The organism is Mesocryomonas lacus (assembly GCF_055730135.2).
The window spans coordinates 126987-148508 of record NZ_JBUZWE020000003.1 but is presented as its reverse complement, the minus strand read 5'-3'; the positions used below and the strand labels follow the sequence as shown (position 1 = coordinate 148508).

Here is a 21522-nt window from a genome sequence, read left to right as displayed (position 1 = left end):
GCGTTTCAGCCTTGCGGCATGTTGGGCCAAAACGTTTCATCCTCGACCCCTTTGCAACGGCGTATCCCATGACCGAGATCGACAACCTCACTGCCGACGAAGCCGCCGCCGAGCTGGAGCGGATCGCGCTGGAGATGGCGGGGCACGACCTTCGCTATTACGAGGACGACGCGCCGACCGTCTCCGACGCGGACTATGACGCTCTGCGCCGGCGCAACTCGGCGATCGAGCGGCGGTTTCCCGATCTCATCCGCGCCGACTCGCCCTCGGCCCGCGTCGGCGCCGCGCCCTCGTCGAAGTTCGCGAAGGTGACGCACGCGCTGCCGATGCTCTCGCTCGACAACGCCTTCGACGATCAGGACGTCGCCGAGTTCGGCCGTCGCGTCCGCCGCTTCCTGCAGCTCGCCGACGACGCGCCACTGGCGATCACCGCCGAGCCGAAGATCGACGGCCTCTCGCTGTCGCTGCGCTACGAGAAGGGCCGTCTCGTCTCGGCGGCGACGAGGGGCGATGGCGCGGTCGGCGAGGACGTGACCGCCAACGCGCTCACCGTCGATGACATCCCGCACCGGCTCAGCGGCTGGAAGCCGGACGTGTTCGAGGTGCGCGGCGAGGTCTACATGTCGCATGCCGACTTCGCCGCGCTGAATGCGCGGCTGGCGGGCGAGGGCGGCGATACGGCCGCCGCGGACGGTGACGAGCCAACTGAAAGCGAGGCGGATACGGCGAAAGTCCGCCAGTTCGCCAACCCGCGCAATGCCGCCGCCGGGTCGCTGCGCCAGAAGAACCCCGAGATCACCCGCGCGCGCCCCTTGCGCTTCTTCGCCTATGCCTGGGGCGAGGCGAGCGCGCTGCCGCTCGCCGAGAGCGGCGAGGCCGCGACGACGCAGACCGAGGTGGTCGCCGCCATCGGCCGGCTCGGCTTTGCCGTCAACCCGCTGATGCGCCGGCTCGACACCATCGACGGGCTGATCGCGCACTACCACGCCATCGAGGAACAGCGGGCGAGCCTTGGCTACGACATCGACGGCGTCGTCTACAAGGTCGACGATCTCGCGCTCCAGAAGCGGCTCGGCTTCGTCTCGCGCAGCCCCCGCTGGGCGATCGCCCACAAGTTCGCGGCCGAACAGGCGACGACCGTGCTGCGCGACATCGAGATCCAGGTCGGCCGCACCGGCGCGCTGACACCGGTCGCAAAGCTCCAGCCAGTGACCGTCGGCGGCGTCGTCGTCTCCAACGCCACGCTCCACAACGAGGACTACATCAAGGGCATCGGCCCGGACGGCGCCCCTCTGCGGGAAGGCCGCGACATCCGCATCGGCGACACGGTGATCGTCCAGCGCGCCGGCGACGTGATCCCGCAGATCGTCGACATCCTGCCGGAGAAGCGCCCGGACGACAGCATCCCGTTCCGCTTCCCGACGCGCTGCCCGAGCTGCGGCAGCCACGCGGTTCGCGCCTTCAACCCGCGCATCGGCCGGCATGACGCGAAGACCCACTGCACCGCCGGCTTGACCTGCCCGGCGCAAGGGCGCGAGCGGCTGAAGCATTTCGTCTCGCGCAATGCCTTCGACATCGAGGGGTTCGGTGACATCTACGTCGAAGCGCTGTTCGATGCCGGGCTGGTCAAGGGACCCGCCGACATCTTCAAGCTTGAGTTCGAGCCGCTGAAGAAGGTGATCGGCGACCGGCGGGCGGAGCTGGCGCAAGCCAAGCGTCTCGCCAGCGGCAAGGCCGAGCCGGTGAAGAAGGCGGCGAAGAAGAAGGGCGAGGACGAGGACCGGTCAATCAAGAACCTCCTCGCCGCCGTCGACGGCCGCCGCGAGATCGCGCTCGACCGCTTCTTCTTCGCGCTGGGCATCGAGGATGTCGGCGAGACGACGTCGAAGGCGCTGGCCAAGCTCTACGGCACCGTCGAGAAAGTCATCGAGGCCGTGCAAATCGCCGCCACCGAGCGTCCGGGCGACGACTGGCTGGAACTCGGCTCGGTGAACTCGGTCGGCACAATCACCCTCGACCGGATGATCGAGGCCGCGCGGATGCACGAGGGCGACGCGGCTTGGGACCCGATCCGCGACAAGACCGCCAAGCTCAACACCCGCCAGCGGCTGGCGCTGAAGGAGCATTACGGCGAAGGCGACGAGCTGCGGGCGGCGCTGCAGAAGGCGGTCAGCCAGGAGCCTGGCCCGGTCTTCCGGACGCTCGCGGAAGGCGCCGATATCGGCGAGGTGGCCGCGCTCTCGCTGATCGACTTCTTCGGCGAGGAGCACAACAGCGTGGCGGTCGCCGAGCTGCTGGAACAGGTCAAGGTCACCTGGAAGACCGCGGATGCGTCGCAGCTGATCTTTGACGGCCAGACGATCGTCTTCACCGGCTCGCTGGAGACGATGACGCGGCCGGAGGCGCAAGCGCAGGCCGAGGCGCTCGGCGCGAAAGTGTCCGGCTCGGTCTCGGCCAAGACGCATCTCGTCGTCGCCGGCCCCGGCGCCGGGTCGAAGCTGGCCGATGCCAAGAAGCACGGCGTCAAGGTGATCTCCGAGGACGAATGGCGCCAGCTGGCGGGGCAAGCGTGACCGCGCTGGTTGGCCCATGCGCATGCCGCCGCATGCGGGCGGGCCGGGCATGACCATCATCGCGATCGATTTCGAGACCGCCACCAACCGGCGCGACAGCGCCTGCGCGATTGGCCTCGCCTGGATCGAAGGCGGCACTGTCACGCGGCGGGAATACCGGCTGATCCGCCCGCGCGAGCTGCGTTTCGAGGCGATCAACACCTCGATCCACGGCATCACCGCCCATGACGTGCGCAACGCGCCGCAGTTTCCCGACGTCTACCGCGAGTTCGCCGCGGCCTTCGATGGCGCTTTGCTGCTCGCTCACAATGCGAGCTTCGACATCTCGGTGCTGAACGCTTGCCTCCAGTCCTACGGCCTCGGCCGCCCGGCGCTGTCGTCCAGCTGCACGCTCGGCATGGCCCGCCAGCTCTGGCCGTCAGAGCCGAGCCACCGGCTGAACGCGCTCGCCGATCGTTTTGGTGTCCGCTTCCAGCACCACCACGCGGGTGAAGATGCTTTCGCCTGCGCGGCGATCGCGCTGGCCGGCGTGAAGGCAAGGAAGGCCAAGGGCGTCGCCGAACTGGCCCTCGCCATGGGCTTGCGCAAAAACCATCCGGCGCTGCCGTCGCTCGCCAAGGGCGGCATCGCCGCGAGGGCGCTGGAGGCGCTGAACGCGGTGCGCACGCCGCAGCCGCCGGAGGCCGGGCTGTTCGTGGTGAAGGGCTCCAGCGGCACGCCCTACGAGATTCGCCTGAAACTGAAGCCGGGCGCCGCGCCGCAGCTCCTCTGCGGCTGCATCGGCGCCCGCTTCCGGTCGGAATGCCGGCACGTGAAGCTGCTGAAGGCCGGTGATCTCAAGGACCTTCTCTCCGACAACCGGAAGGAAGCCAGAAAGCTCGTGGAGCTTTTCCGCGGGTAGAGCACCGCTCCGCCGGAGGTTGCCACCAGGGTCCTCCTTTCCGGTGCGCTCCAACCCGCTTTCTCAGGGCGGAGCTGCTCTTGGCAAGATGAACGCGGGGCTGCGCGTTGCCGGTCGCCGTTGGGTCGGCTACGACGCCTTGCGCCGTCGTTGCACCAGCGCGCGCCCCTCAACCGGTGAGCTCCGCCCTTGATCCAAGTCTCAGAAGCCCGCGCTGGCCTGCGCCAAGTGCTGCCCGTTCTCGTTGCCGTGCTGCCTTTCGGCATGGTCTACGGCGCGATTGCGGTTGATGCCGGCTTGACGGTGTTCCAAGCTGTCGGCTTCTCCGCCACGGTCTATGGCGGCGCGAGCCAGTTCGTCGCCATCGAGATGATCGGCCTCGGCTCGCCGGTGCTTGTCGTGGCGCTGTCGGTGTTCGCGCTGAACTTCCGCCATGTGCTCTACTCCGCCTCGATCGGCCGGCGTCTGACGCGCTTTTCGCCGCTGCAGAAGGCCGCCGCCTTCTTCCTCCTGACCGACCCGACCTTTGCCGAGGCCGAGGCGCGCGCGGCGCGGGGGCCGCTCACCAAGAGCTTCTACTTCGCCTACAACCTCGCGCTCTATGCCGCCTGGCTTCTGTCGACGCTCATCGGCGCGCTGTTCGGCGGTCTGATCGAGAACCCGGAGGCCTTCGCGCTCGACTTCATCCTGCCGGTCTATTTCCTGACGCTGCTGATGGGTTTTCGCGCCCGGGCCGCCTTCTATCCCGTGGTGCTGGCCAGCGCCGCTGCCGCCATCGCGAGCTACCTGATGCTTGGGCCGCCCTGGCATGTGACCGTCGGCGCGCTCGGCGGCATCATCTACGCCGTGCTGGCGCCGCTGCCTAAAGAGGCCGCCTTGGACGGACGGGCGTCGGGGAAGGCGGGCGCATGAGCGACATCTGGTGGATCATCTGGCTGAGCGCCGGCCTCACCTATGTCACACGCTTCGCCGGCCATCTCCTGCTGGCCCGCGTCGAGCGGATCCCGCCAAGGCTCGAGGCGGCGCTCAACGCCGTCCCAGCGGCGGTCATCACCACCATCGTTGCCCCTGTCCTTATCACTGGAGACTGGCCGGAGCGCGTCGCCATCCTGCTCGCGGGCGTCCTGTCGCTGCGGTTGCCAGTGATCGCCGTGGTCGCCATCGGCACGACCTTCGTGGCGCTGGCCCGCGCGGCAGGGTTCTGACAAAGGCCGACAGCAAAACGGGCGCCTCTCGGCGCCCGCAAAGCATTCTTCCAAGACTGTAGATCAATCAGACCGACTGGATCGCCGACAGGAGCCAAGCGCCCCGGCCCTGACGGGTGAAAGTCCAGACCTCGGTGCTCTCGCTCGGCGTTTCGGCATTGCCTTCGATCACCCGGCCGGTCGCCCGCTCGCGCGTCGCGTCGATCGAGGAGTAGCGCATGGCAACGGTCGCATATTCGGTCTGCCCCTCGCGCCAGGCTTCGGACACGTCGCCTTGCAGCAGCTTGACGTCCGAGACCTCGTTCTTGACGCCGTTCGAGGCGTTGGTGCCGAGTTCCTCGGAGAAGTAGGACATCATCTCCGGCGTCGTTGCCGCCCGCAGGCTGGCGTAATCCTCGCGCCCGTAAGCGCCCTGGATGTCGGCGAGCATGCGCTCGAAGGTCGAGAGGTCCTGCGGCGAGACGCCGATCTCGTCGGGATTGCCGATCGAGGCCTTCTGGCCGCCAAGCTTGGCGCCGAGGCCCGAGAGCCCACCACCAAGGCCGCCGCCCTGTCCGCCAAGGCCGCCGGCCGCTGGCCGGTTGGACGACTGCGGCTCATATCCGGACCGGTTCATGCCGTTGCCGCCAGCCGGGCCGCCGGCCATGGCCGGGGTGGACGACGAGCGCGAGCGCAGGAAGCGCATCAGGAGATAGATGCCGCCGCCGATCAGCGCGATCTGCAGGATCATGCCGAACAGGCCGGCCATGCCGCCAAAGCCGCCGCCGAACAACATGCCGATTAGGCCACCGATGGCTAGGCCGCGCAGCAGCGAGCCGCCGAAGCCGTTCATGAAGCCCGGGCGCTGCTGTCCGGCATTGCGCGCAGCTGTTCCCGCCTGCGGGCCGGCATTCGGCGTCATGGAGCGCTGGACCGGCGCCGCGGCACTCGGCGCTGTCGCCGTTGGCGGTGCCGACTGATAGGTCCTCGCGCCCCGGCTGCCAAAGCCGCCTCCGCCCATCCGGCGCGCGTCGGCATGGTCGACCGCAACCATGGAGAAGGCCATCGCGGCAACCGCGAACACGCCTGCGAAGCGGAGCTTCCGGGTAGAAAACATGAAGGCGGTTCCTCGGCTGAAAGATCTTGTTGTCCTCGAATGTAAGAAGCGCCGCCGGCAATGTGTAGACGTCGACCGTCATTTTATCGGTGGTTTCGCGAGCGCCATTTCATGTGCCGCCAGACTCGCCATTCCGCTGCAAAAGCCAGGTGGAGCAGGTACCTTCGCACCAGCTGAACAGGACGCACTGCAGCCCAGAGAGGGCTGCAGAAGCGCGGCATCACGAGGATGGGTGCTTAGTAAGTCCAAATAAAAACACTCTATTGTATTCAAAATACTCAGTGAGCCTAGCTTTAATGATACATTTGCGAATTATTATTTATGACTTTAGATAGTCAGGAAAATATATCAAGAGTAAATTACTCGAAATTACTGATTATCGATTTGATATGTTAGGCTTATTAGATACTGATAAGGGGCCTGGCGGGGATATCTTTGCTGACGGCAGCGCCGCAAATACGCGCCTCTAAGGAGTTCTCCATGAAAAAGTCTCTCACGGTCATGCTGGGCATGGCCTGCCTCGTCGGCGTTTCGAGTGCCGCACGAGCCCAGACATTGGATGCCCCCATGGGGGTCAGCATGGTCGTCGCCGCCGAGTGCACCCTTGCCACAACGGCCATGGCTTTTACCGGTACCGGCCTGATCGACGCGAACCTTGCCGCCACCGCGGAGTTGACGGTCCAGTGCACGCCGGGCACGCCCTACGCCATCGCCCTGAGCAACGGCGGCGGCGCCGGCGCAACCGATACGCTGCGTCAGATGACGAGCGGCGCGAACACCGTCGACTATATGATCTATCAGGACGCAGAGAACACGCTGCCGTGGAGCCCCACCGCTACCCTTGCTGTCGCGGCAGCAACGGAAGGCGGCGAAGAGTTCACCGCGTATGGCACCGTGTCGGCCGGACAGGTCGTGCCGACAGGAACTTACGCAGACTCGGTCATTGCCACGATCACCTATTGAGCTCTCGTCTGACGGCTTCCAACAAGGAGAGAGTGACATGATGATCCAACGGTTGGTGGCCGTCGGCCTTGCCTTGGGGCTTGGTCTTTCGCATGCTGGGGCCGCGTCTCTGCGGGTCTCTCCGACCGGTCTCGATCTGCGGGGCGGCACCGCCGCCTCGACGATCCGGGTGTGGAACGAGAAGAAGGCGCCGGTCAGCGTCCAGGTCCGGATCTTCCGCTGGACGAAGGTCGGCGGGAAGGATCGCTTCGAGGCGACCACCGACGTGGTCGTCAGCCCGCCGCTGACGAAGCTCGCCGGCGGCAGCGAAAACCTCATCCGGGTCGTTCGGGTGACCAAGCGGCCTCTCGGCGAGGAAGAAAACTACCGCCTGATGGTCGACCAGTTGCCGAGCGCGAAGCGCCCGGCGGCCGGGACGGTGAACATCGTCGTTCGCCATTCCATCCCCGTCCGCTTCGCGCCCTGAAGGCGGTCGCGGTCTTGGCGTGCCGGGCAAACCTTCTCGGCACGCTGGCGGCTCTTTTTGTGACCACCGCGGCGCCGGCACAGGATGTGCCGGTGCCGGATCCGGTGGCGGTCGACGAGGCGCTCCAGCCGGAGGCCTTTCTCTACCTCGCGGTCTCGATCAATGGTGTCGAGTCTGGTCTGATCGCCGAAGTGCAGGAGGACGCGGACGGGACGCTGTCGATAGCGAGCGACCAGCTGCGCAATGTCGGGATCATCCCCGTGCCGTCGGCCCTGCGCCCGGACGGGCGGGTCCAGCTCGACCAATTGCCCGCAGTCTCCTTCGTCTACGACGCAGCCCTGCAATCCCTCGACTTCACCGCGTCCGACGCCGGGCGCGCGGCCCGAAAGGTCGACGTGCGGGGCAAGACGCCGGAGGCGGAAGAGGCTCCCCTCGTGACCCCGTCCGGCTACGGCGCGCTGATGAACTATTCGCTGACGTCCAGCGCCGACAACGCCGCCAAGCGTCGCCCCTATGCCTTCCAGGGGGTGTCCGGCGCGTTCGAGGCGCGGACCTACGGGCCTTACGGCGTCTTCTCGCAAGGCTTCATCGCCAGCACGTCGGACGATGCCTATTACGATTCGACCCGTCTTCAGAGCACGTGGTCCTATTCGGATCCGGGATCCCTTGTGACCTATCGGGGCGGCGACCTCATCACCGGTGGCCTCGGCTGGACGCGTCCGAGCCGGCTCGGCGGCGCGCAGATCCAGCGCAGTTTCTCGCTGCGGTCCGATCTCGTGACCATCCCGGTGCCCGAGCTGTCGGGCAGCGCCGCCGTCCCGTCGACCGTCGACGTCTATCTCAACAATGCCCGGCGCTATTCCGGCGCGGTGCCGGCGGGACCGTTCGAGATCGGCAACCTGCCGATTTCCACCGGCAATGGAAGGGCGCGCATCGTCGTGCGGGACGCGCAGGGACAGGAGGTGGAGACGGAAAGCGCCTTCTACGCCTCCAGCAAGATGCTGGCGCCCGGCCTTCTCGACTTTTCCGCCGAGGCCGGCTTCGCCCGTAACGATTTTGGCCGGGACTCCAACGATTACGACGGGCGTCCGATGGGCTCGGCCAGCGTCCGCTACGGCATCGCTGACCGCCTGACCGTGGAGGCGCATGCGGAAGGCGGCGAGGACCTCATCAACGCGGGGGCCGGCGCGGTCTTCAGCCTTGGCGCGCTCGGTGTCGGATCGCTCGCCGGCGCCGCCAGCCGCAGCGAGGCGGGCACCGGCTATCTCGCCGATGCGGGCGTGGAAATGGACCTCGTCGGCGTGCGGATGCAGGGGCGGGTGCAGCGGACGTTCGGCGACTACGACGACATCGCTTCGGTCACCGCCGAGCCGGTCTCGCGCCGGGACAACGAAGTCCTCCTGTTGTCCGCCCGGCCGCCACGCGCGCTCGACCAGATCTCCCTCTCGGTGCCCTTGGTGTTCGATGCGTCCTTTCTCAATCTCGGCTACACCCGGCTGGTGACCGTCGAGGGGGAGGAGCAGCGTCTGGCGAGCCTCAGCTACAGCCGCACGCTCTACGCCAACCTCACCGGGTCCGTCTCAGCCTTCACCGATCTCGACGACGACCGTTTCGGCCTCTACGCCACGCTTTCCATGCCGCTCGGCGGCGGCGTCCGCGGCTCCGTCTCGGCCGCGGCCGATCGCGACGGCCTCGGCATCTCGTCGGAGGTCTCGAAGTCGCAAGGGGAGCGGGTCGGCGACTACGGCTGGCGGGTCCGGCGCGACGGGATCGACGATCCCGTCAGCTCGGGCGAGGGCAGCTACCGCGCGCCCTTCGCGCTGCTGACCGCGCGGGTCGATGCCCAGGACGACCAGTACCGGGCGAGCGGCCGGATGGAGGGGGCAGTGGTCGCGGCCGGCGGCGACGTCTTCCTGTCGAACCGCATCGACGGTGCCTTTGCCATCGTCGATGTCGGGGCGCCCGATGTCGAGGTCAGCTACGAGAACCGGCCGGCCGGCCGTTCGGGCCGCAACGGCAAGCTGCTGCTGCCGCGCCTGAGGGCCTACGAGCCCAACCAGATCTCCATCGACCCGACCCGCCTGCCGCTGGACGCGGTGGTGAACAAGACGCGGGATGAGGTCGTGCCCGCCGATCGCGCCGGCGTCGTCCTGCGCTTTGGGGTGAGCGATGCGGCAGCGGTCGCTCTGGTCACCTTCACCGACCCCGCTGGCACCCCGATCGAGATGGGGGCCCTGGCCCGGCTGGGCGAAGATGGCGAGCCTTTCGTCATCGGCTATGACGGCCAAGCGATGATCGACGGACTGACGGCCCAAAACCGGGTCGCCATCACGCGAACCGATGGCAGCGCGTGCGCCGCCGATTTCGCCTACTCCTCCCGCAAGGGACAACAGGTAAGTATTCCAGATGCGGTCTGCCGCCCTCTCTGATCTCAGGCGGCTTCTCGCCGTAATCCTCTTCAGCGGCGCGTGCTGGCTTGTGCCGGGGAAGGCGCAGGCCGCCAATTGCACCGCGACGGTGTCCGGCCTCAGCTTCGGCGCCGTCGACACGCTGAGCGGCGTTCCAGACGACAGCAGTGCAGCCATTTCCGTCACCTGCACCGAGGTTGCGGCCGGCACCAGCATGGTGTCGGTCTGCGCCAGTCTCGGACGGGGCAGCGCGCCGAGCACCGGCGGCGCGCGGCAGCTCGCGCAGGGGAGTGACGGGCTGCTGTTCGGCCTCTACACCGATGCCGGCCGCAGCATTTCCTGGGGCAGCGTGTCCGAGCCGGCGCTGGGGAATCCGCAGCGGATCTCGGTCTCGGTCAGCGGCACCACTGCCGCGGGCACCGCGACGGTCTATGGCCGCGTCGCGATCGGGCAAGGGGGGGCGCCGAGGGGGACCTATCTCTCGACCTTTGCCGGCATGGACGCCGAGTTTGTCTATGCAGAGGGCGCGCTAGACTGCGCTGCGCCGGCGGGAGGCACCACTACGCAGGCCGCCTTCACGGCCGACGCCAGTGTCGCCGCCAACTGTCGCATCACCACCGAGGACATCAACTTCGGGACCCATGGGCGGATCACCCGGCCGGTCGATGGCCAAGGGGCTGTCGGGGTTACCTGTACGCCGGGCGTGGACTACGCGATCGCGCTCGGCACTGGCCGCAATGGGTCGGGCGATCCCGAAGCACGGGTGATGCTCTCGGGGGTCAACCGGCTGCTCTACGGCCTCTATTCCGATGTGAGCCGCACGCAGCCTTGGGGAAGCACTGTCGGGGCGGTGGTGACCGATACCGGGGTGGCTGGGACGGTCTCCGTACCCGTCTATGGACGCGTCCAGCCTCAGGACGTTCCATCGGGGAACTATGCCGACATCGTCACCGTCACCATCACCTATCAGTAAGCCGCCTCCGATCGCCAATCGGCGCAGCCTCAGGCGGGCAGATGGATCTTGCCCTCGAGGTAGAGTACCGCCGAGCCGGCGACGATCACCGCATCTTTCTCGAGGGTGCAGTAGAGGTCGCCGCCGCGGGCCGAGACCTGGCGGGCGTGAAACGTCGTGCCGCCGAGCCGCTCGGCCCAGAACGGCACCAGGGCGCAGTGCGCCGAGCCGGTCACCGGGTCCTCGTCGATGCCGGCTTTCGGCGCGAACATGCGCGAGACGAAGTCCGAGGACGTGCCTTTGGCGGTGGCGATGACGTTGCGCACGGGGAGGGCGCTGAGCGCTACCATGTCCGGCTGCAGCGCGCGCACCTCGGCCTCGGTCGCAAACACCGCCAGCGCCGTGTCGTCGTCCGCAGCCGGGACCGTCAGCACTTCGAGCGGCCGGGCGCCGAGCGCGGCGGCGACGGGGTCGATGGCGCGGGTCGAGGCGACCCGCCGGATCGGCAGGCGCATGGCGAAGCGCCCGCCCGCGCGCGTCACCGTCAGATCGCCGGAGGAGCGGGTGACGAACGTCATCACCGGCCCGGCCTTGCCGAGAACCTCGGCCAGCACGAAGGCGCTGGCGAGAGTCGCGTGTCCGCAGAGCGGCACCTCGACCTTGGGGGTGAACCAGCGCAGTTCCCAGCGGCTGTCGCCGGCCGGCACGAGATAGGCGGTCTCCGACAGGTTGTTCTCGGCTGCGATCTGCTGCAGCAGCGCGTCCGGCAGCCAGGCATCCAGCAGCACGACGGCGGCCGGGTTGCCGGCAAAGCGCGTGTCCGAGAAGGCGTCGACCTGGTAGAGGGCAAGGGACATGGCGGGGCTCCACTCGAATGGGCGGGAGAGGTGTCGCGCCTCCCGGCTTTGATGGACGCCGTGTCGCCCGTCGCTGTTGGCTTTGGGTGGCCGGGACGGCGCCCGGTGGCGCCTGCGGCCACCTCTATCGGCTCGGAACGGCCGAGCAAGATGCCGTCAGACCCGGCGTTGTGACCCGAAAAGGCGGCGGGCCGGCGCCCGATGGGCGGCAGCCTTGCGTCACCGGCGATAGCGGGTCAAGCCGCGTTGTCCTATATCCGCCGGGACATAGCGCCCGCAGCGCCGCTCGAACGGACATGCCATGACCAGCTTTCCTGCCACGCCGCCCGCGGCCCATCCCGGCCTTGGGCCCGGACTGACCTTGTTCTTTGCCTTGGCTTGCGGGGCGCTGGTGGCGAACATCTACTATGCCCAGCCGCTGGTGGCGCTGATCGGCGCCGAGACCGGGCTGGCGCCCTCGGCCGAGAGCTGGCTCGTGACGGCGGCCCAGGTCGGCTACGGCCTGGGCCTCGTGGCGCTCGTGCCGCTCGGCGACGTCTTCGAGAACCGCCGCGTCATCCTGCTGACCATGGCGGCCAACGTCCTCAGCCTGATCGGCCTCGTGGTGCTGCCGGGCCTTTTCGCGTTGTTCGCGCTGACGCTGGTGGTCGGCATGACGTCGACCGCTGCGCAGATGCTGGTGCCGCTGGCCGCCGGCATGGCCCCGCCGGAGAAGCGCGGCAGCGTGGTCGGCAATGTGATGAGCGGCCTCATCGCCGGTATTCTCCTCGCCCGGCCGCTCGCCGGCATCCTCGCCGAGCATATCGGATGGCGCGGTGTTTTCGGCGCCTCGGCGGCGCTGCTGACGTTTTTGCTCGGCGCCGGCATGCTGCTGTTTCCGCAGCGCCGTCCGACCGTCACGGAATCCTACGGCGCGCTCATCGCCTCGCTCGGCAAGCTGTTCGTGCGCGAGCGCGTGCTGCGGCGACGCGCTCTGTTCCATGCCGCGATCTTCGCGAGCTTTTCGCTGTTCTGGACCGGCACGCCTCTCGTCCTCTTCGCCGACGGCTATTCGGCGACGGAGGTTGCCCTGTTCTCGCTGTCCGGCGTCCTTGGGATCCTTGCAGCGCCGGTGGCCGGGCGGCTCGCCGACCGCGGCCATGGCCGGGCAGCCACCATTGGCGCCATGCTGACGGTGATGGCGGGCTTTGCGCTTGCCGGCCTCGCGACGCTCGCCGGCTTCGTCGCGGCCGGCATCCTCATCGACCTCGGCGTCCAGGCCAATCTCGTCGTCGGCCAGCGCGAGATCTTCTCGCTCGATGCCGAGATCCGCAACCGGCTGAACGCGGTCTACATGACCACCTTCTTCATCGGCGGCGCCGTCGGCTCGGCGTTGACCAGCCCGGTTCTCCAGGCCTTCGGCTGGCCAGGCATCTGCGTGCTCGGCGTCGCCTTCCCGGCGATGGCCCTCGTCTACCTCCTCGTCGGTGAACGCCGGGGCTGATACTTCGTCAGCACGCCGCAGCCGACGCCTCGCCGGCACGCTGACGCTTCTTCAGGGAGCGCCAAGGCGCTGGGGCAAAGCCGCATTGCGTTCGGCAGAGGGGGATCAGCGCGGTCTCACGCCGATCTTCTTTGCGGTCCGGCGGCGGCTGCTGTATCGCCGGGGAAAGGGCGGCCCGAGCCGCGTTTCACGGAGTTCACCATGCGCGGCATCGCTCTCTTCCGAATCGGCCTCTGGGCCTTCGTCGCGCTCTGCGCCGGCGCGGCCATCAGTGTCTATTACTACGGCAGCGAAACAGGCCAGGAAGAGGCGGCTTACGGGTCACCGTTCAGCCTCGTCGACCAGAACGGCGCGGAGATCACCGAGGCAGCGCTGCGCAACGGCAAGCCCTCGGCCGTGTTCTTCGGCTTCACCCATTGCCCCGACGTGTGCCCGACGACGCTCGCCGAGCTCGCGGGATACCAGAAGGCGCTGAAGCAGGACGGCAAGGACCTGCAGGTGGTGTTCGTCAGCGTCGACCCCGAGCGCGATACGCCGGCGGTGCTGAAGAACTACCTCGGCGCCGTCTCACCGGACATCACCGCGATCACCGGCGAACCCACCAAGGTTGCCGCGATGCTGAAGGGCTGGGGGGTCTATGCCAAGAAGGTCGGCGACGGTCCGGAATATGCGATGGACCACACCGCGACCACCTTTCTCCTGGATTCTGCCGGCCGCTTTTCCGGCACCATCGCCTATGGCGAGAACCCGAAGACGGCGAAGGAAAAGCTCGACCGTCTCGCTGCCCTCTGACCTCGGTAGACCTGTGACCCAGACCCGCTATCACACCCGCACCGGCAAGCTGCTGGCCCAGCGCATCTTCGACGCCTGGGATGCGGCCTTCGAGGACGAGGATGCCCCGGTCGGCGTCACCGAGATCGACGAGGCCGCCGATATCCACGAGGTCTCCGTCTATTTCGACGACGAGACCGGCGGCGCCGATCGGCTTGCGGACGTGACGGCAGCGCTGTCTGCGCTCGACACCCCCCCGATCTCGGTAGAGGCGATTCCCGATACCGACTGGATGAAGGCGGTGCTGGCCGAGCTGAAGCCGGTGCGGGCAGGGCGCTTCATCGTGCATGGCGCACATGACCGGGGGATGATTCGCGCCAATGACCTCGGCATCGAGATCGAGGCCGGCCAGGCCTTCGGCACAGGACATCACGGCACGACCTCAGGTTGCCTGACGATGATCGACCGGCTGGTGCGCCGCCGGCAGTTCACCAACACGCTCGATCTCGGCACCGGCAGCGCAGTCCTGGCGATCGGCCTTGCCAAGCTTGCCCGGGTGCCGGTGCTGGCGACCGACATCGATCCCGTCGCGATCGCGGTGGCGCGCGAGAACATCGTCAACAACGGCGTCGGCAATCTCGTGCGCGCCGTCGTCGCCACCGGCATGGCCTCGCATGACATCCGCGCCTTCGCGCCCTATGACCTCGTCGTTGCCAATATCCTGGCCCAGCCGCTGATCAAGCTGGCCCCGGCGGTCGAGCGCCAGCTGGCCCCGGGCGGCGACGTGATCCTGTCGGGAATCCTCGAAAGACAGCGTCAGGCGGTGCTCGCAGCCTATCGCACGCAAGGCCTGGTGCACCGCGAGACCTTGCGTCGGGGCGAGTGGGTGACCCTGCATCTGTCGCGCTGAGCCGATAGACCGACAAAAATTACGTAAGGTAACATTATCTATTGTTCCGTTTTTTTATTCATCAGCCACCTTCAATCAAATTATTTGAACAATCTGGGGGCTTTTAGTATCACCCTTAGATGATTTTCTAAGTTTTGGGGTGTCAATGGAAACCGTAGATGCTGAAAGAACCCTGCTGCTCGAGCTGTCGGCGACAATCGTCAATGCCTGTATACAGCAAAGCAAGGTCGCTGCGGCGGATCTGCCGGACCTGATAACCAGCGTCTATACGGCGTTAAAGACAGCTGCCAACGGCACACCGGAAAAAATCGAAAAGATCGTGCTGAAGCCGTTCGTCCCGATCAAGAAATCGGTGACGCCCGACTACATCATCTGCCTCGAGGACGGAAAACGCTTCAAGTCGATGAAAGGCCATCTGGCCAATCTCGGCATGACGCCGGATGAGTATCGCCGCAAATGGGGCTTGCCCGACGATTATCCGATCGTGGCGCCAAACTACGCCGCCTCGCGCTCGGCGCTGGCAAAGAAGTTCCGCCTTGGCCGCAAGCCAAGGGGTGACAACGCCAATGCCCACCAGGACGCCGCGGAGTAGCCACGGAGCATTCTCCCAATCGGTCGTTCAGCGGGGACAGTGGGTCTCATAGCGCCGTGCTTGCAGCGGCGCGTCGATCTCGCACCGCAGAGATTGCCGCCATCGGCGACCTGTCCCTCCGATCCGGAATCGGCTGCTGCATGGCGTTAGCTCAGCCCATCGCCGGACGTCTCAGCGGCGCTCGGGAAAGACGATGTCGCAGAGCGATGCTGGCTCTACCTCGAAGCGGCAGGGATGGGCGACGCCGAGATAGGCGGCCGCTGCCGAGGTGAGACGCCGACCCTCGTGCCGCCAGTCGAAAGCGGAAACCGGGCCATGTTGGGCGCGCGTGGCGGGGCGGGCGGGGAAGTCTGCGCGGGTCGGCATGGCGTCGAACTCCAGCTGTCGAATCAACCCTCCCGGTCGATACGATGATGCTGGCAATGCGGAACGTCCGCCATCCCCGGCGCCGCATAGCACCTCCGCATTTGCTGCATTGCAGCATAGCGGAGTTTGACGTGTGTGCCGGGGGCGGCCGCGTCCGCGCGCCAGGAAAAAGGGCTTTGGGATGGCGGGCTGCCCGACCTTTTCGGCGTAGTCTGATCCCGTCCTTCTCCGTCGCGGCGATGCTTCGATCGATCGCCGCGACAGGTGTCGTCAGCCCGTGATCACGGGATGTAGCGGTCGGCGCGCAGCTGCTCGAACAGCGCGAAGAACGCGTCGTCCGTCGCCTGATAGGCGGTGAAGCCGAGACGGCGGCTTTTCGACATGTCGGTGACCACCTCGATCGGGCGACCGAGATCGGCATCGGTGTGCCACGGCGAAGCGAGCCGGGAGAGGGTTGTCTCCTGAAGGTTCTCGCGCTCGGCGATCTCGGTCCAGAGCGCCGCGTCGTCGGCCATCTGCACTTCCAGCGGCAGGACGGTGCCATCAAAAGGGGCGGGCTCAAGGCCGAACCAATGGGCGATGCGCGTCCACAGCCAGCTCCAGCGGAAGACATCGCCGTTGACGATGTTGAACGCCTCGTTGGCGGCGGCCGGCGTCGTCGAAGCCCAGAGCAGCTGCTTGGCCAGCATGCCGGCATCGGTCATGTCCGTGAGGCCGTTCCACTGCGCGGCCGAGCCCGGGAATCGGAAGGGGCGGCCGGTCTCCTTGCAGAGGCTGGCGTAGACCGCGAGCGTCTGCCCCATGTTCATCGCATTGCCGACGGCATGGCCGATCACGGTGTGCGGCCGGTGGACGCTCCAATTGAAGCCGTCTCGCTTGGCGGCGGCGAAGACTTCGTCTTCCTGCGCATAATAGAAGTTGTCGACGTCGAGCCGGCCTTGCTCCTCGCGGAACGGCGTTTGCGGCAGCACGCCCTTGCCGTAGGCCTCGAACGGTCCGAGGTAGTGCTTCAGCCCCGTGACGAGCGCCACGTGCTCGACGCCGCCACCGGGCCGCAGCGCGTCGAGGAGGTTGCGCACCATCATGCCGTTGACGCGAATGTTCTCCGCCTCGTTTGCCTGGCGCGCCCAGGTCGTGATGAAGACATGCGTCGGCCGCTTGTCCTTCAGCGCCGCGGCGAGCGAGGCCGGATCCTGGAGGTCGGCCGCGATGCCGCCCGGCTGCGGGCTGCGCGACAGGCCAGCGACGTCCCAGCCTTCCTTTTCCAGAAGGGCGATCGTCGCCCGACCGATGATCCCGGTTCCACCCACCACCAGTGCCGTCTTCGTCATGTCGTTCTCCTGTTCGTTTTGTGGCGAACTAGGGTAAGACCAGCCTGTGTATCAAGACGGCACCAAAGGGTATCCAGCGGATGGAAAAGGCAGCGCCGGACGAGGACTGGACCGAGGATTGCGCGCCGCGCCGCGTGCTGGAACTCTTCGGTACCAAGTGGACCAGCATGGTGCTGCACACGCTGCACGCCCGGCACGGCGGCAGCTGCCGCTCCAGCGCGCTGTTGCGGAGCCTGCCCGGCATTTCGCAGAAGATGCTGACGCAGACGCTGCGGGGCATGGAGACGAACGGTCTGGTCGAGCGCATCGTCCATCCGACGATCCCACCGGGGGTGGACTACGCTCTGACGCCGCTCGGCCGGCGCTTCGTCGAGCCTGTCGAGATGCTCTACGACTGGGGGCGGCGCAATGACGACGCGCTCGACGCCCTGCAGCCGCGGCCGAGTTCGCGTCGGCGCTGACGAACCGTCATCTCGGCGACGCCACGTCCAATTCCGAAAACCAGCACGATGCCTTTTGCTGTTCCGCCCTCAGCGCGTCCGGTCGACGCTGTCGGCGGCGACGGCTGCCGGGCGCTTGACGGTATCGGTGACGGCGCCGTGGCCGCTGATCTCCTGGCCGGCATCGACGGCGAAGCGGCGGTTCCAGACGGTGGCCGTCAGCGAGATCGCGGCGACCAGGATGAAGGCGGCGGAGAAGTCGCCGGGCTGCGGTTGCGCGTGACCGTGCATCTGCATCGCACCGTGCAGCGCCAGCGCCGCCACGCAGATGCCGAGCGAAAGCATCAGCTGCTGGAAAGTCGTGTAGAAGCTCGTCGCCGAGCTCATCTGCCGGGCCGAGATTTGGTCGTAGGCGACCGTATTGTACCCGGTGAACTGGAACGACATCGAGAAGCCGCAGGCGAGCAGCACGCCGAAGATCGTCCACAGCGGCCAGTCCGGCCGGAAGGCAGCACAGACGCCGTAGCCGATGCTGGCAAAGATGCCGTTGACGAGAAGCGCGTTGCGGAAGCCGAAGCGGCGCAGGATCCTCGGGGCCACCGCCTTCATCGCCAGCGAGCCGATGGCGGTGGCGATGGTGATGCCGCCGCTGGTGGCGGCCGACAGGCCGAAACCCAGCTGCATCATCAGCGGCAGCAGGAAGGGCTGCGCCCCTTGGGTGATCCGCGTCAGCGATCCCGCGATCACCGAGGTCCCGAAGCTCGGCACCCGCATGAGGGACAGGTCGAGGATCGGGGCTGGGTGGCGGCGGGCATGACGGATGTAGACGAGGCCAAAGACCAGGCCGACGAGGGAGAGCACCAGCGCGAACAGGCCCTCACCGTCGCGGCTGGCCATCTCGAAGCCGAACAGCAGGGATCCGAGCGATACGCCGGAAAGGCCCATGCCCAGCCAGTCGAACCGTCCCGCGCGCTCGCCCTTCACGTCCTCGATGAAGAAGGTGACGAGGACCATTCCGAGGATGCCGATCGGCACGTTGATGTAGAAAATCCACCGCCAGTCGGCATAGGTGACGATCAGGCCGCCGACCGGGGGGCCAAGGATCGGCCCGATCATCGCCGGCACCAGCAGCCAGGACATCGCCGAGACGAGGTCTTTGCGCGCGACGCTGCGCAGCAGCACCAGCCGGCCGACCGGCATCATCATCGCGCCGCCGACGCCTTGGAGCAGCCGGGCGAAGACGAGGAAAAAAAGCGTCGGGGCGAGGGCACAGAGGATCGAGCCGAGGAGAAACACGCCGATCGCGGCCCGGAACACGGTGCGGGAACCGAAGCGATCGGCCATCGCGCCGCTGGCCGGGATGAAGACGGCGAGGCTGATGAGATAGGAGGTGAGCGCAATGCTCATCGCCGGTGCCGAGACGGCGAAGTCGCGCGCCATGGTCGGCAGCGCGGTGGCGAGGATCGTCGCGTCGAGTTGCTCCATGAACATCGCCGAGGCGACGATCATGGCGATGGTCCGGAAATTAGGGGCGGTCTTTGCGGGTAAGGCGGCGGGCACGGCGGCCGCAGCATCGGCACTGGGAGGCGGAGGGGGAGCCATAAGCGGGGCCTTCGGGCACGACGAGGTCTCTGCCCCGGTTAAATGCAAGGGCTACATACGATTCAACGCTGACGGGCGCCAGACCAATCCCGGAAGTTTGTCGACCTGCCGGCTTGCCGCCGGTCGCAGCAAAGGCGGGTGGGAGAGGGGCGGGACGTGCCGTCCTTGCCCCTCTCCTGAATGTTCGCCGCGCTACTGCAGCGTGTAGGCGATGACGCTGTCGCCCGGCGTCGTGCCGATCGAGCCATGACCGCCGGCGGCGAGCACGACGTACTGCTTGCCGTCCTTGCCGCGATAGGTCATCGGCGTGGCCTGGCCGCCCGCCGGCAGGCGCGCCTGCCAGACCTTTTCGCCGCTCCTCATGTCGTAGGCGCGCAGATAGTTGTCGAGTGTCGCCGCGGTGAAGGAGACGCCGCCCGCCGTCGTCAGTGTGCCGCCATGCGCGACGATGCCCATCGGCATCGGGATCGGCCAGGTGAGGCCCATGATCTTCTGGTCCTTCACCGTGCCGTTGCGGCGGGTCCAGGCGGTCTTGCCGGTCTTCAGGTCGACGCCGGCCATCAGGCCCCAGGGCGGCGCCTGGCACGGCAGGCCGAGGCCGGAGCGGAAGTTCTGGATCGAGATGGCATAGGGGCCACCCATGCTCTCGTTGATCGGCCGCGTGCCCTCCTTCGTCACCAGCCGCTCGTCGGTGTTCCCGGCCGGACGCGGCAGCACGTTGTAGAGGTAGGAAAGGCGGAGCGGCGTGGCGATCAGCCACTTGTTGACGGGATCGACGGCGATGCTGCCCCAGTTGAATACGCCGATATTGCCGGGATAGGTCAGCGACCCCGCAATGGTCGGCGGGGTGAACGGGTTGCCGTCATAGCGCCGCTGGCGGAACTCGGCGCGGCAGAGGATCTGGTCGATCGGCGAGATGCCCCACATGTCGCTCTCGGTGAGCGGCGGCGGGGTGAAGTTCAGCGACGAGATCGGCTGTACCGGGGAGGGCTTCTCGTTCGGCACGTCCGTCACCGTCGAGACCTGCTGCTCCGAGACCGGCAGGACCGGCTTGCCGTCGCGGCGGTCGAGGACGAAGAGGTTGCCGTTCTTGGTCGGCAGCACCACCGAGGGCACATTCGCGCCGTTCACCGGCAGGTCGATCAGCGTCGGCTGCGACGGGTTATCGCGGTCCCAGAGGTCGTGATAGGAGGACCGGAAGGTCCAGCGCAGCTGGCCGGTGGTGATGTCCAGCGCGGTCAGCGCATCGACGAAGCGCTCGTCCTCTGCCGTCCGGGTCTGGCCGAACATGTCCGGCGACTTGTTGCCGAAGGGGACATAGACGAGGCCGAGCGCCTCATCGGCGCTGAGCGTCGTCCAGGCGACCGGCGAGTTCGCCTCGTAGGTGGCGCCGGGCGCCAGGGGCGCGGTCTCGTCCGGCTTGCCGGCATCGAACTTCCAGACGACCTGGCCGGTCCTGACGTCATAGGCGCGGATCACGCCGGACGCGTTGTCCTTGTAGTAGTTGTCGGCGATCGAGCCGCCGAGCACGATCAGGCCCTTGGTCACCAGCGGCGCCGAGGTCTGCATGTAGGTGGCTTCGCGGACGTTCGGCATCTGGTCGAGGAGGTTGACGTAGCCGTTGTCGCCGAAGCCCGCGCAGAGTGCGCCGGTGTCGGCATTGATCGCGAACAGCCGGGCATCGACCGTCGTCGCGATGATCCGGCGCGGGCAGGCGGCGATGGCGGCGGCGGTCTCGGCGGAGGCGGGCTGCTCGGCCGGCAACGTCGCCTCGTCGTGGTAGGAGACGCCGCGGCAGGTCTGGTGCTGGTAGACCGCGTTCGGCTTCAGGCCGGGATCGAACTTCCACTTCACCGCGCCGGTCTCGGGCTCGAGCGCCTCGACGATGTTGTGCGGGGTGCAGAGGTAGAGCATCCCGTTGACCTTCAGCGGCGTCGCCTCGAAGGTGTATTCCGAAGCGTCGTCGGGCCCTTTCAGGTCGCCGGTATGATGTTCCCAGGCGATTTTCAGGTTCTTGACCGTGTCGAGGTTGATGTCCGACAGCGCCGAATAGCGCTGGCCGAGATTGGTGCCGCCATAGGCCGTCCAGTCGTCTGTGGGATAAGCGGGTGTGCCGACGGCGGCCGGTGGCGTGGCGGCGGCTTCGCGCGGCAGCTCGCCGGCGACCAGCAACGGATCGTAGAACCAGGCGCCAACGGCGAGGACGGCGATGGCAGCGACGGTGCCGCGCAAGAGGCCGGCGGCGGCAGACGGCGACGTGCCGCGGGCGGCATCGGCACGGCGGAGGGCACCGGCGACGAAGGGCAGCGCCATCCAGAGGCCGATGAAGGTGATCAGCGCGCCGCGCGGGATCCACTGCCACTTGTCGAGGCCGACCTCCCAGAGCGTCCAGGCGAAGGTGAGGATGAGGACGGCGGCAAAGATAGTCAGCGCCGACTGGCGGCGGCGGATCAGCTGGAAGGCCGACAGAAGCAGGCCGAAGCCCATGACGATATAGAAGGGACTGCCGCCCAGCGAGACGAGGTAGACCCCCGCCGCGAGGATCGCCGCGCCCACCAGCGCGACAACCCAGCCTGTCATGACCGCTATCATCGAATTCTCCTTAC

The 21522-nt window shown here is 67.3% G+C and carries 19 protein-coding genes; 13 read left to right on the top strand and 6 right to left on the bottom strand.

The genetic code is table 11. The annotated features are described in order from the left end of the window. The first annotated feature begins 68 nt into the window (after window positions 1-68). The 4 genes from ligA to ACZLZY_RS05865 all read left to right on the top strand — a co-directional run bounded on the left by ligA (window position 69) and on the right by ACZLZY_RS05865 (window position 4679). Window positions 69-2573, top strand: coding sequence for an NAD-dependent DNA ligase LigA (gene ligA / locus ACZLZY_RS05880; protein ID WP_472932644.1), 2505 nt, complete (start codon window positions 69-71; stop codon window positions 2571-2573). 49 nt (window positions 2574-2622) lie between these two features. Continuing rightward, on the top strand, window positions 2623-3474 hold the full coding sequence (locus ACZLZY_RS05875; RefSeq protein ID WP_472932642.1) for a 3'-5' exonuclease: 852 nt from the start codon (window positions 2623-2625) through the stop codon (window positions 3472-3474). A gap of 192 nt (window positions 3475-3666) precedes the next feature. Next, the gene (locus ACZLZY_RS05870; RefSeq protein WP_472933127.1) at window positions 3667-4386 is read left to right on the top strand and encodes an AzlC family ABC transporter permease; all 720 of its coding nucleotides are present in this window, start codon (window positions 3667-3669) and stop codon (window positions 4384-4386) included. Next, complete coding sequence (locus tag ACZLZY_RS05865; protein ID WP_472932641.1) at window positions 4383-4679, top strand: branched-chain amino acid transport AzlD family protein; 297 nt, start codon at window positions 4383-4385, stop codon at window positions 4677-4679. The genes ACZLZY_RS05870 and ACZLZY_RS05865 overlap by 4 nt, the downstream gene beginning before the upstream one ends. Before the next feature lie 67 nt (window positions 4680-4746). Here ACZLZY_RS05865 and ACZLZY_RS05860 read toward each other — a convergent pair whose 3' ends face one another. Next, window positions 4747-5775, bottom strand: coding sequence for a Tim44 domain-containing protein (locus ACZLZY_RS05860; RefSeq protein ID WP_472932640.1), 1029 nt, complete (start codon window positions 5773-5775; stop codon window positions 4747-4749). Window positions 5776-6255: 480 nt separating this feature from the next. Between ACZLZY_RS05860 and ACZLZY_RS05855 the strand changes: the two genes are divergently transcribed. Genes ACZLZY_RS05855 through ACZLZY_RS05840 form a run of 4 tightly spaced genes read left to right on the top strand, consistent with a single transcriptional unit; the run spans window position 6256 to window position 10585 of the window. Then, on the top strand, window positions 6256-6738 hold the full coding sequence (locus tag ACZLZY_RS05855; RefSeq protein ID WP_472932638.1) for a Csu type fimbrial protein: 483 nt from the start codon (window positions 6256-6258) through the stop codon (window positions 6736-6738). A gap of 37 nt (window positions 6739-6775) precedes the next feature. Next, entirely contained in the window at window positions 6776-7204 is a 429-nt protein-coding gene (locus ACZLZY_RS05850; RefSeq protein ID WP_472932636.1) for a fimbrial biogenesis chaperone, read from the top strand. A gap of 14 nt (window positions 7205-7218) precedes the next feature. Beyond that, window positions 7219-9633, top strand: a complete 2415-nt coding sequence (locus ACZLZY_RS05845) for a fimbria/pilus outer membrane usher protein (RefSeq protein WP_472932634.1) — start codon at window positions 7219-7221, stop codon at window positions 9631-9633. Beyond that, on the top strand, window positions 9611-10585 hold the full coding sequence (locus ACZLZY_RS05840) for a Csu type fimbrial protein (RefSeq protein WP_472932632.1): 975 nt from the start codon (window positions 9611-9613) through the stop codon (window positions 10583-10585). Before ACZLZY_RS05845 ends, ACZLZY_RS05840 begins: the two co-directional genes overlap by 23 nt. A gap of 29 nt (window positions 10586-10614) precedes the next feature. On the opposite strand, the gene ACZLZY_RS05835 is transcribed toward ACZLZY_RS05840, so the two are convergent. Continuing rightward, window positions 10615-11421 (bottom strand): PhzF family protein, encoded by an 807-nt coding sequence (locus ACZLZY_RS05835; protein ID WP_472932631.1) that lies wholly within the window; start codon window positions 11419-11421, stop codon window positions 10615-10617. A 301-nt stretch (window positions 11422-11722) separates the two neighbouring features. Here ACZLZY_RS05835 and ACZLZY_RS05830 point away from each other — a divergent pair, with 301 nt between their 5' ends. The 4 genes from ACZLZY_RS05830 (at window position 11723) to ACZLZY_RS05815 (ending at window position 15177) form a co-directional block, all read left to right on the top strand. Continuing rightward, complete coding sequence (locus ACZLZY_RS05830; RefSeq protein WP_472932630.1) at window positions 11723-12904, top strand: MFS transporter; 1182 nt, start codon at window positions 11723-11725, stop codon at window positions 12902-12904. A 210-nt stretch (window positions 12905-13114) separates the two neighbouring features. Beyond that, a complete protein-coding gene (locus tag ACZLZY_RS05825) occupies window positions 13115-13696 on the top strand; it encodes an SCO family protein (RefSeq protein WP_472933125.1) in 582 nt (193 codons plus the stop codon). 13 nt (window positions 13697-13709) lie between these two features. Next, on the top strand, window positions 13710-14585 hold the full coding sequence (locus tag ACZLZY_RS05820) for a 50S ribosomal protein L11 methyltransferase (RefSeq protein WP_472932628.1): 876 nt from the start codon (window positions 13710-13712) through the stop codon (window positions 14583-14585). Between the two features lie 145 nt (window positions 14586-14730). Next, window positions 14731-15177 carry a Ros/MucR family transcriptional regulator gene (locus ACZLZY_RS05815; protein WP_472932626.1) on the top strand — a complete coding sequence of 149 codons (447 nt, stop codon included), beginning with the start codon at window positions 14731-14733 and terminating at the stop codon, window positions 15175-15177. A gap of 171 nt (window positions 15178-15348) precedes the next feature. On the opposite strand, the gene ACZLZY_RS05810 is transcribed toward ACZLZY_RS05815, so the two are convergent. Next, window positions 15349-15543: a hypothetical protein gene (locus ACZLZY_RS05810; protein WP_472932624.1), complete on the bottom strand. Its 195-nt coding sequence runs from the start codon at window positions 15541-15543 to the stop codon at window positions 15349-15351. A gap of 281 nt (window positions 15544-15824) precedes the next feature. Beyond that, the gene (locus ACZLZY_RS05805) at window positions 15825-16874 is read right to left on the bottom strand and encodes an SDR family oxidoreductase (RefSeq protein ID WP_472932622.1); all 1050 of its coding nucleotides are present in this window, start codon (window positions 16872-16874) and stop codon (window positions 15825-15827) included. 80 nt (window positions 16875-16954) lie between these two features. On the opposite strand from ACZLZY_RS05805, the gene ACZLZY_RS05800 reads away from it, so the two are divergent. Further along, window positions 16955-17335 (top strand): winged helix-turn-helix transcriptional regulator, encoded by a 381-nt coding sequence (locus tag ACZLZY_RS05800; protein WP_472932620.1) that lies wholly within the window; start codon window positions 16955-16957, stop codon window positions 17333-17335. 69 nt (window positions 17336-17404) lie between these two features. Here ACZLZY_RS05800 and ACZLZY_RS05795 read toward each other — a convergent pair whose 3' ends face one another. Next, window positions 17405-18916, bottom strand: a complete 1512-nt coding sequence (locus ACZLZY_RS05795; RefSeq protein WP_472932618.1) for an MDR family MFS transporter — start codon at window positions 18914-18916, stop codon at window positions 17405-17407. Window positions 18917-19108: 192 nt separating this feature from the next. Next, a complete protein-coding gene (locus ACZLZY_RS05790) occupies window positions 19109-21508 on the bottom strand; it encodes a membrane-bound PQQ-dependent dehydrogenase, glucose/quinate/shikimate family (protein ID WP_472932616.1) in 2400 nt (799 codons plus the stop codon). Between the last annotated feature and the right edge of the window lie 14 nt (window positions 21509-21522).

Coding starts and splice junctions, on each gene's coding strand:
- ACZLZY_RS05815 (WP_472932626.1), top strand. CDS start 14,731: ATGGAAACCGTAGATGCTGAAAGAACCCTGCTGCTCGAGCTGTCGGCG.
- ACZLZY_RS05805 (WP_472932622.1), bottom strand. CDS start 16,874: ATGACGAAGACGGCACTGGTGGTGGGTGGAACCGGGATCATCGGTCGG.
- ACZLZY_RS05830 (WP_472932630.1), top strand. CDS start 11,723: ATGACCAGCTTTCCTGCCACGCCGCCCGCGGCCCATCCCGGCCTTGGG.
- ACZLZY_RS05795 (WP_472932618.1), bottom strand. CDS start 18,916: ATGGCTCCCCCTCCGCCTCCCAGTGCCGATGCTGCGGCCGCCGTGCCC.
- ACZLZY_RS05835 (WP_472932631.1), bottom strand. CDS start 11,421: ATGTCCCTTGCCCTCTACCAGGTCGACGCCTTCTCGGACACGCGCTTT.
- ACZLZY_RS05865 (WP_472932641.1), top strand. CDS start 4,383: ATGAGCGACATCTGGTGGATCATCTGGCTGAGCGCCGGCCTCACCTAT.
- ACZLZY_RS05840 (WP_472932632.1), top strand. CDS start 9,611: ATGCGGTCTGCCGCCCTCTCTGATCTCAGGCGGCTTCTCGCCGTAATC.
- ACZLZY_RS05800 (WP_472932620.1), top strand. CDS start 16,955: ATGGAAAAGGCAGCGCCGGACGAGGACTGGACCGAGGATTGCGCGCCG.
- ACZLZY_RS05860 (WP_472932640.1), bottom strand. CDS start 5,775: ATGTTTTCTACCCGGAAGCTCCGCTTCGCAGGCGTGTTCGCGGTTGCC.
- ligA (WP_472932644.1), top strand. CDS start 69: ATGACCGAGATCGACAACCTCACTGCCGACGAAGCCGCCGCCGAGCTG.
- ACZLZY_RS05790 (WP_472932616.1), bottom strand. CDS start 21,508: ATGATAGCGGTCATGACAGGCTGGGTTGTCGCGCTGGTGGGCGCGGCG.
- ACZLZY_RS05810 (WP_472932624.1), bottom strand. CDS start 15,543: ATGCCGACCCGCGCAGACTTCCCCGCCCGCCCCGCCACGCGCGCCCAA.
- ACZLZY_RS05850 (WP_472932636.1), top strand. CDS start 6,776: ATGATGATCCAACGGTTGGTGGCCGTCGGCCTTGCCTTGGGGCTTGGT.
- ACZLZY_RS05855 (WP_472932638.1), top strand. CDS start 6,256: ATGAAAAAGTCTCTCACGGTCATGCTGGGCATGGCCTGCCTCGTCGGC.
- ACZLZY_RS05875 (WP_472932642.1), top strand. CDS start 2,623: ATGACCATCATCGCGATCGATTTCGAGACCGCCACCAACCGGCGCGAC.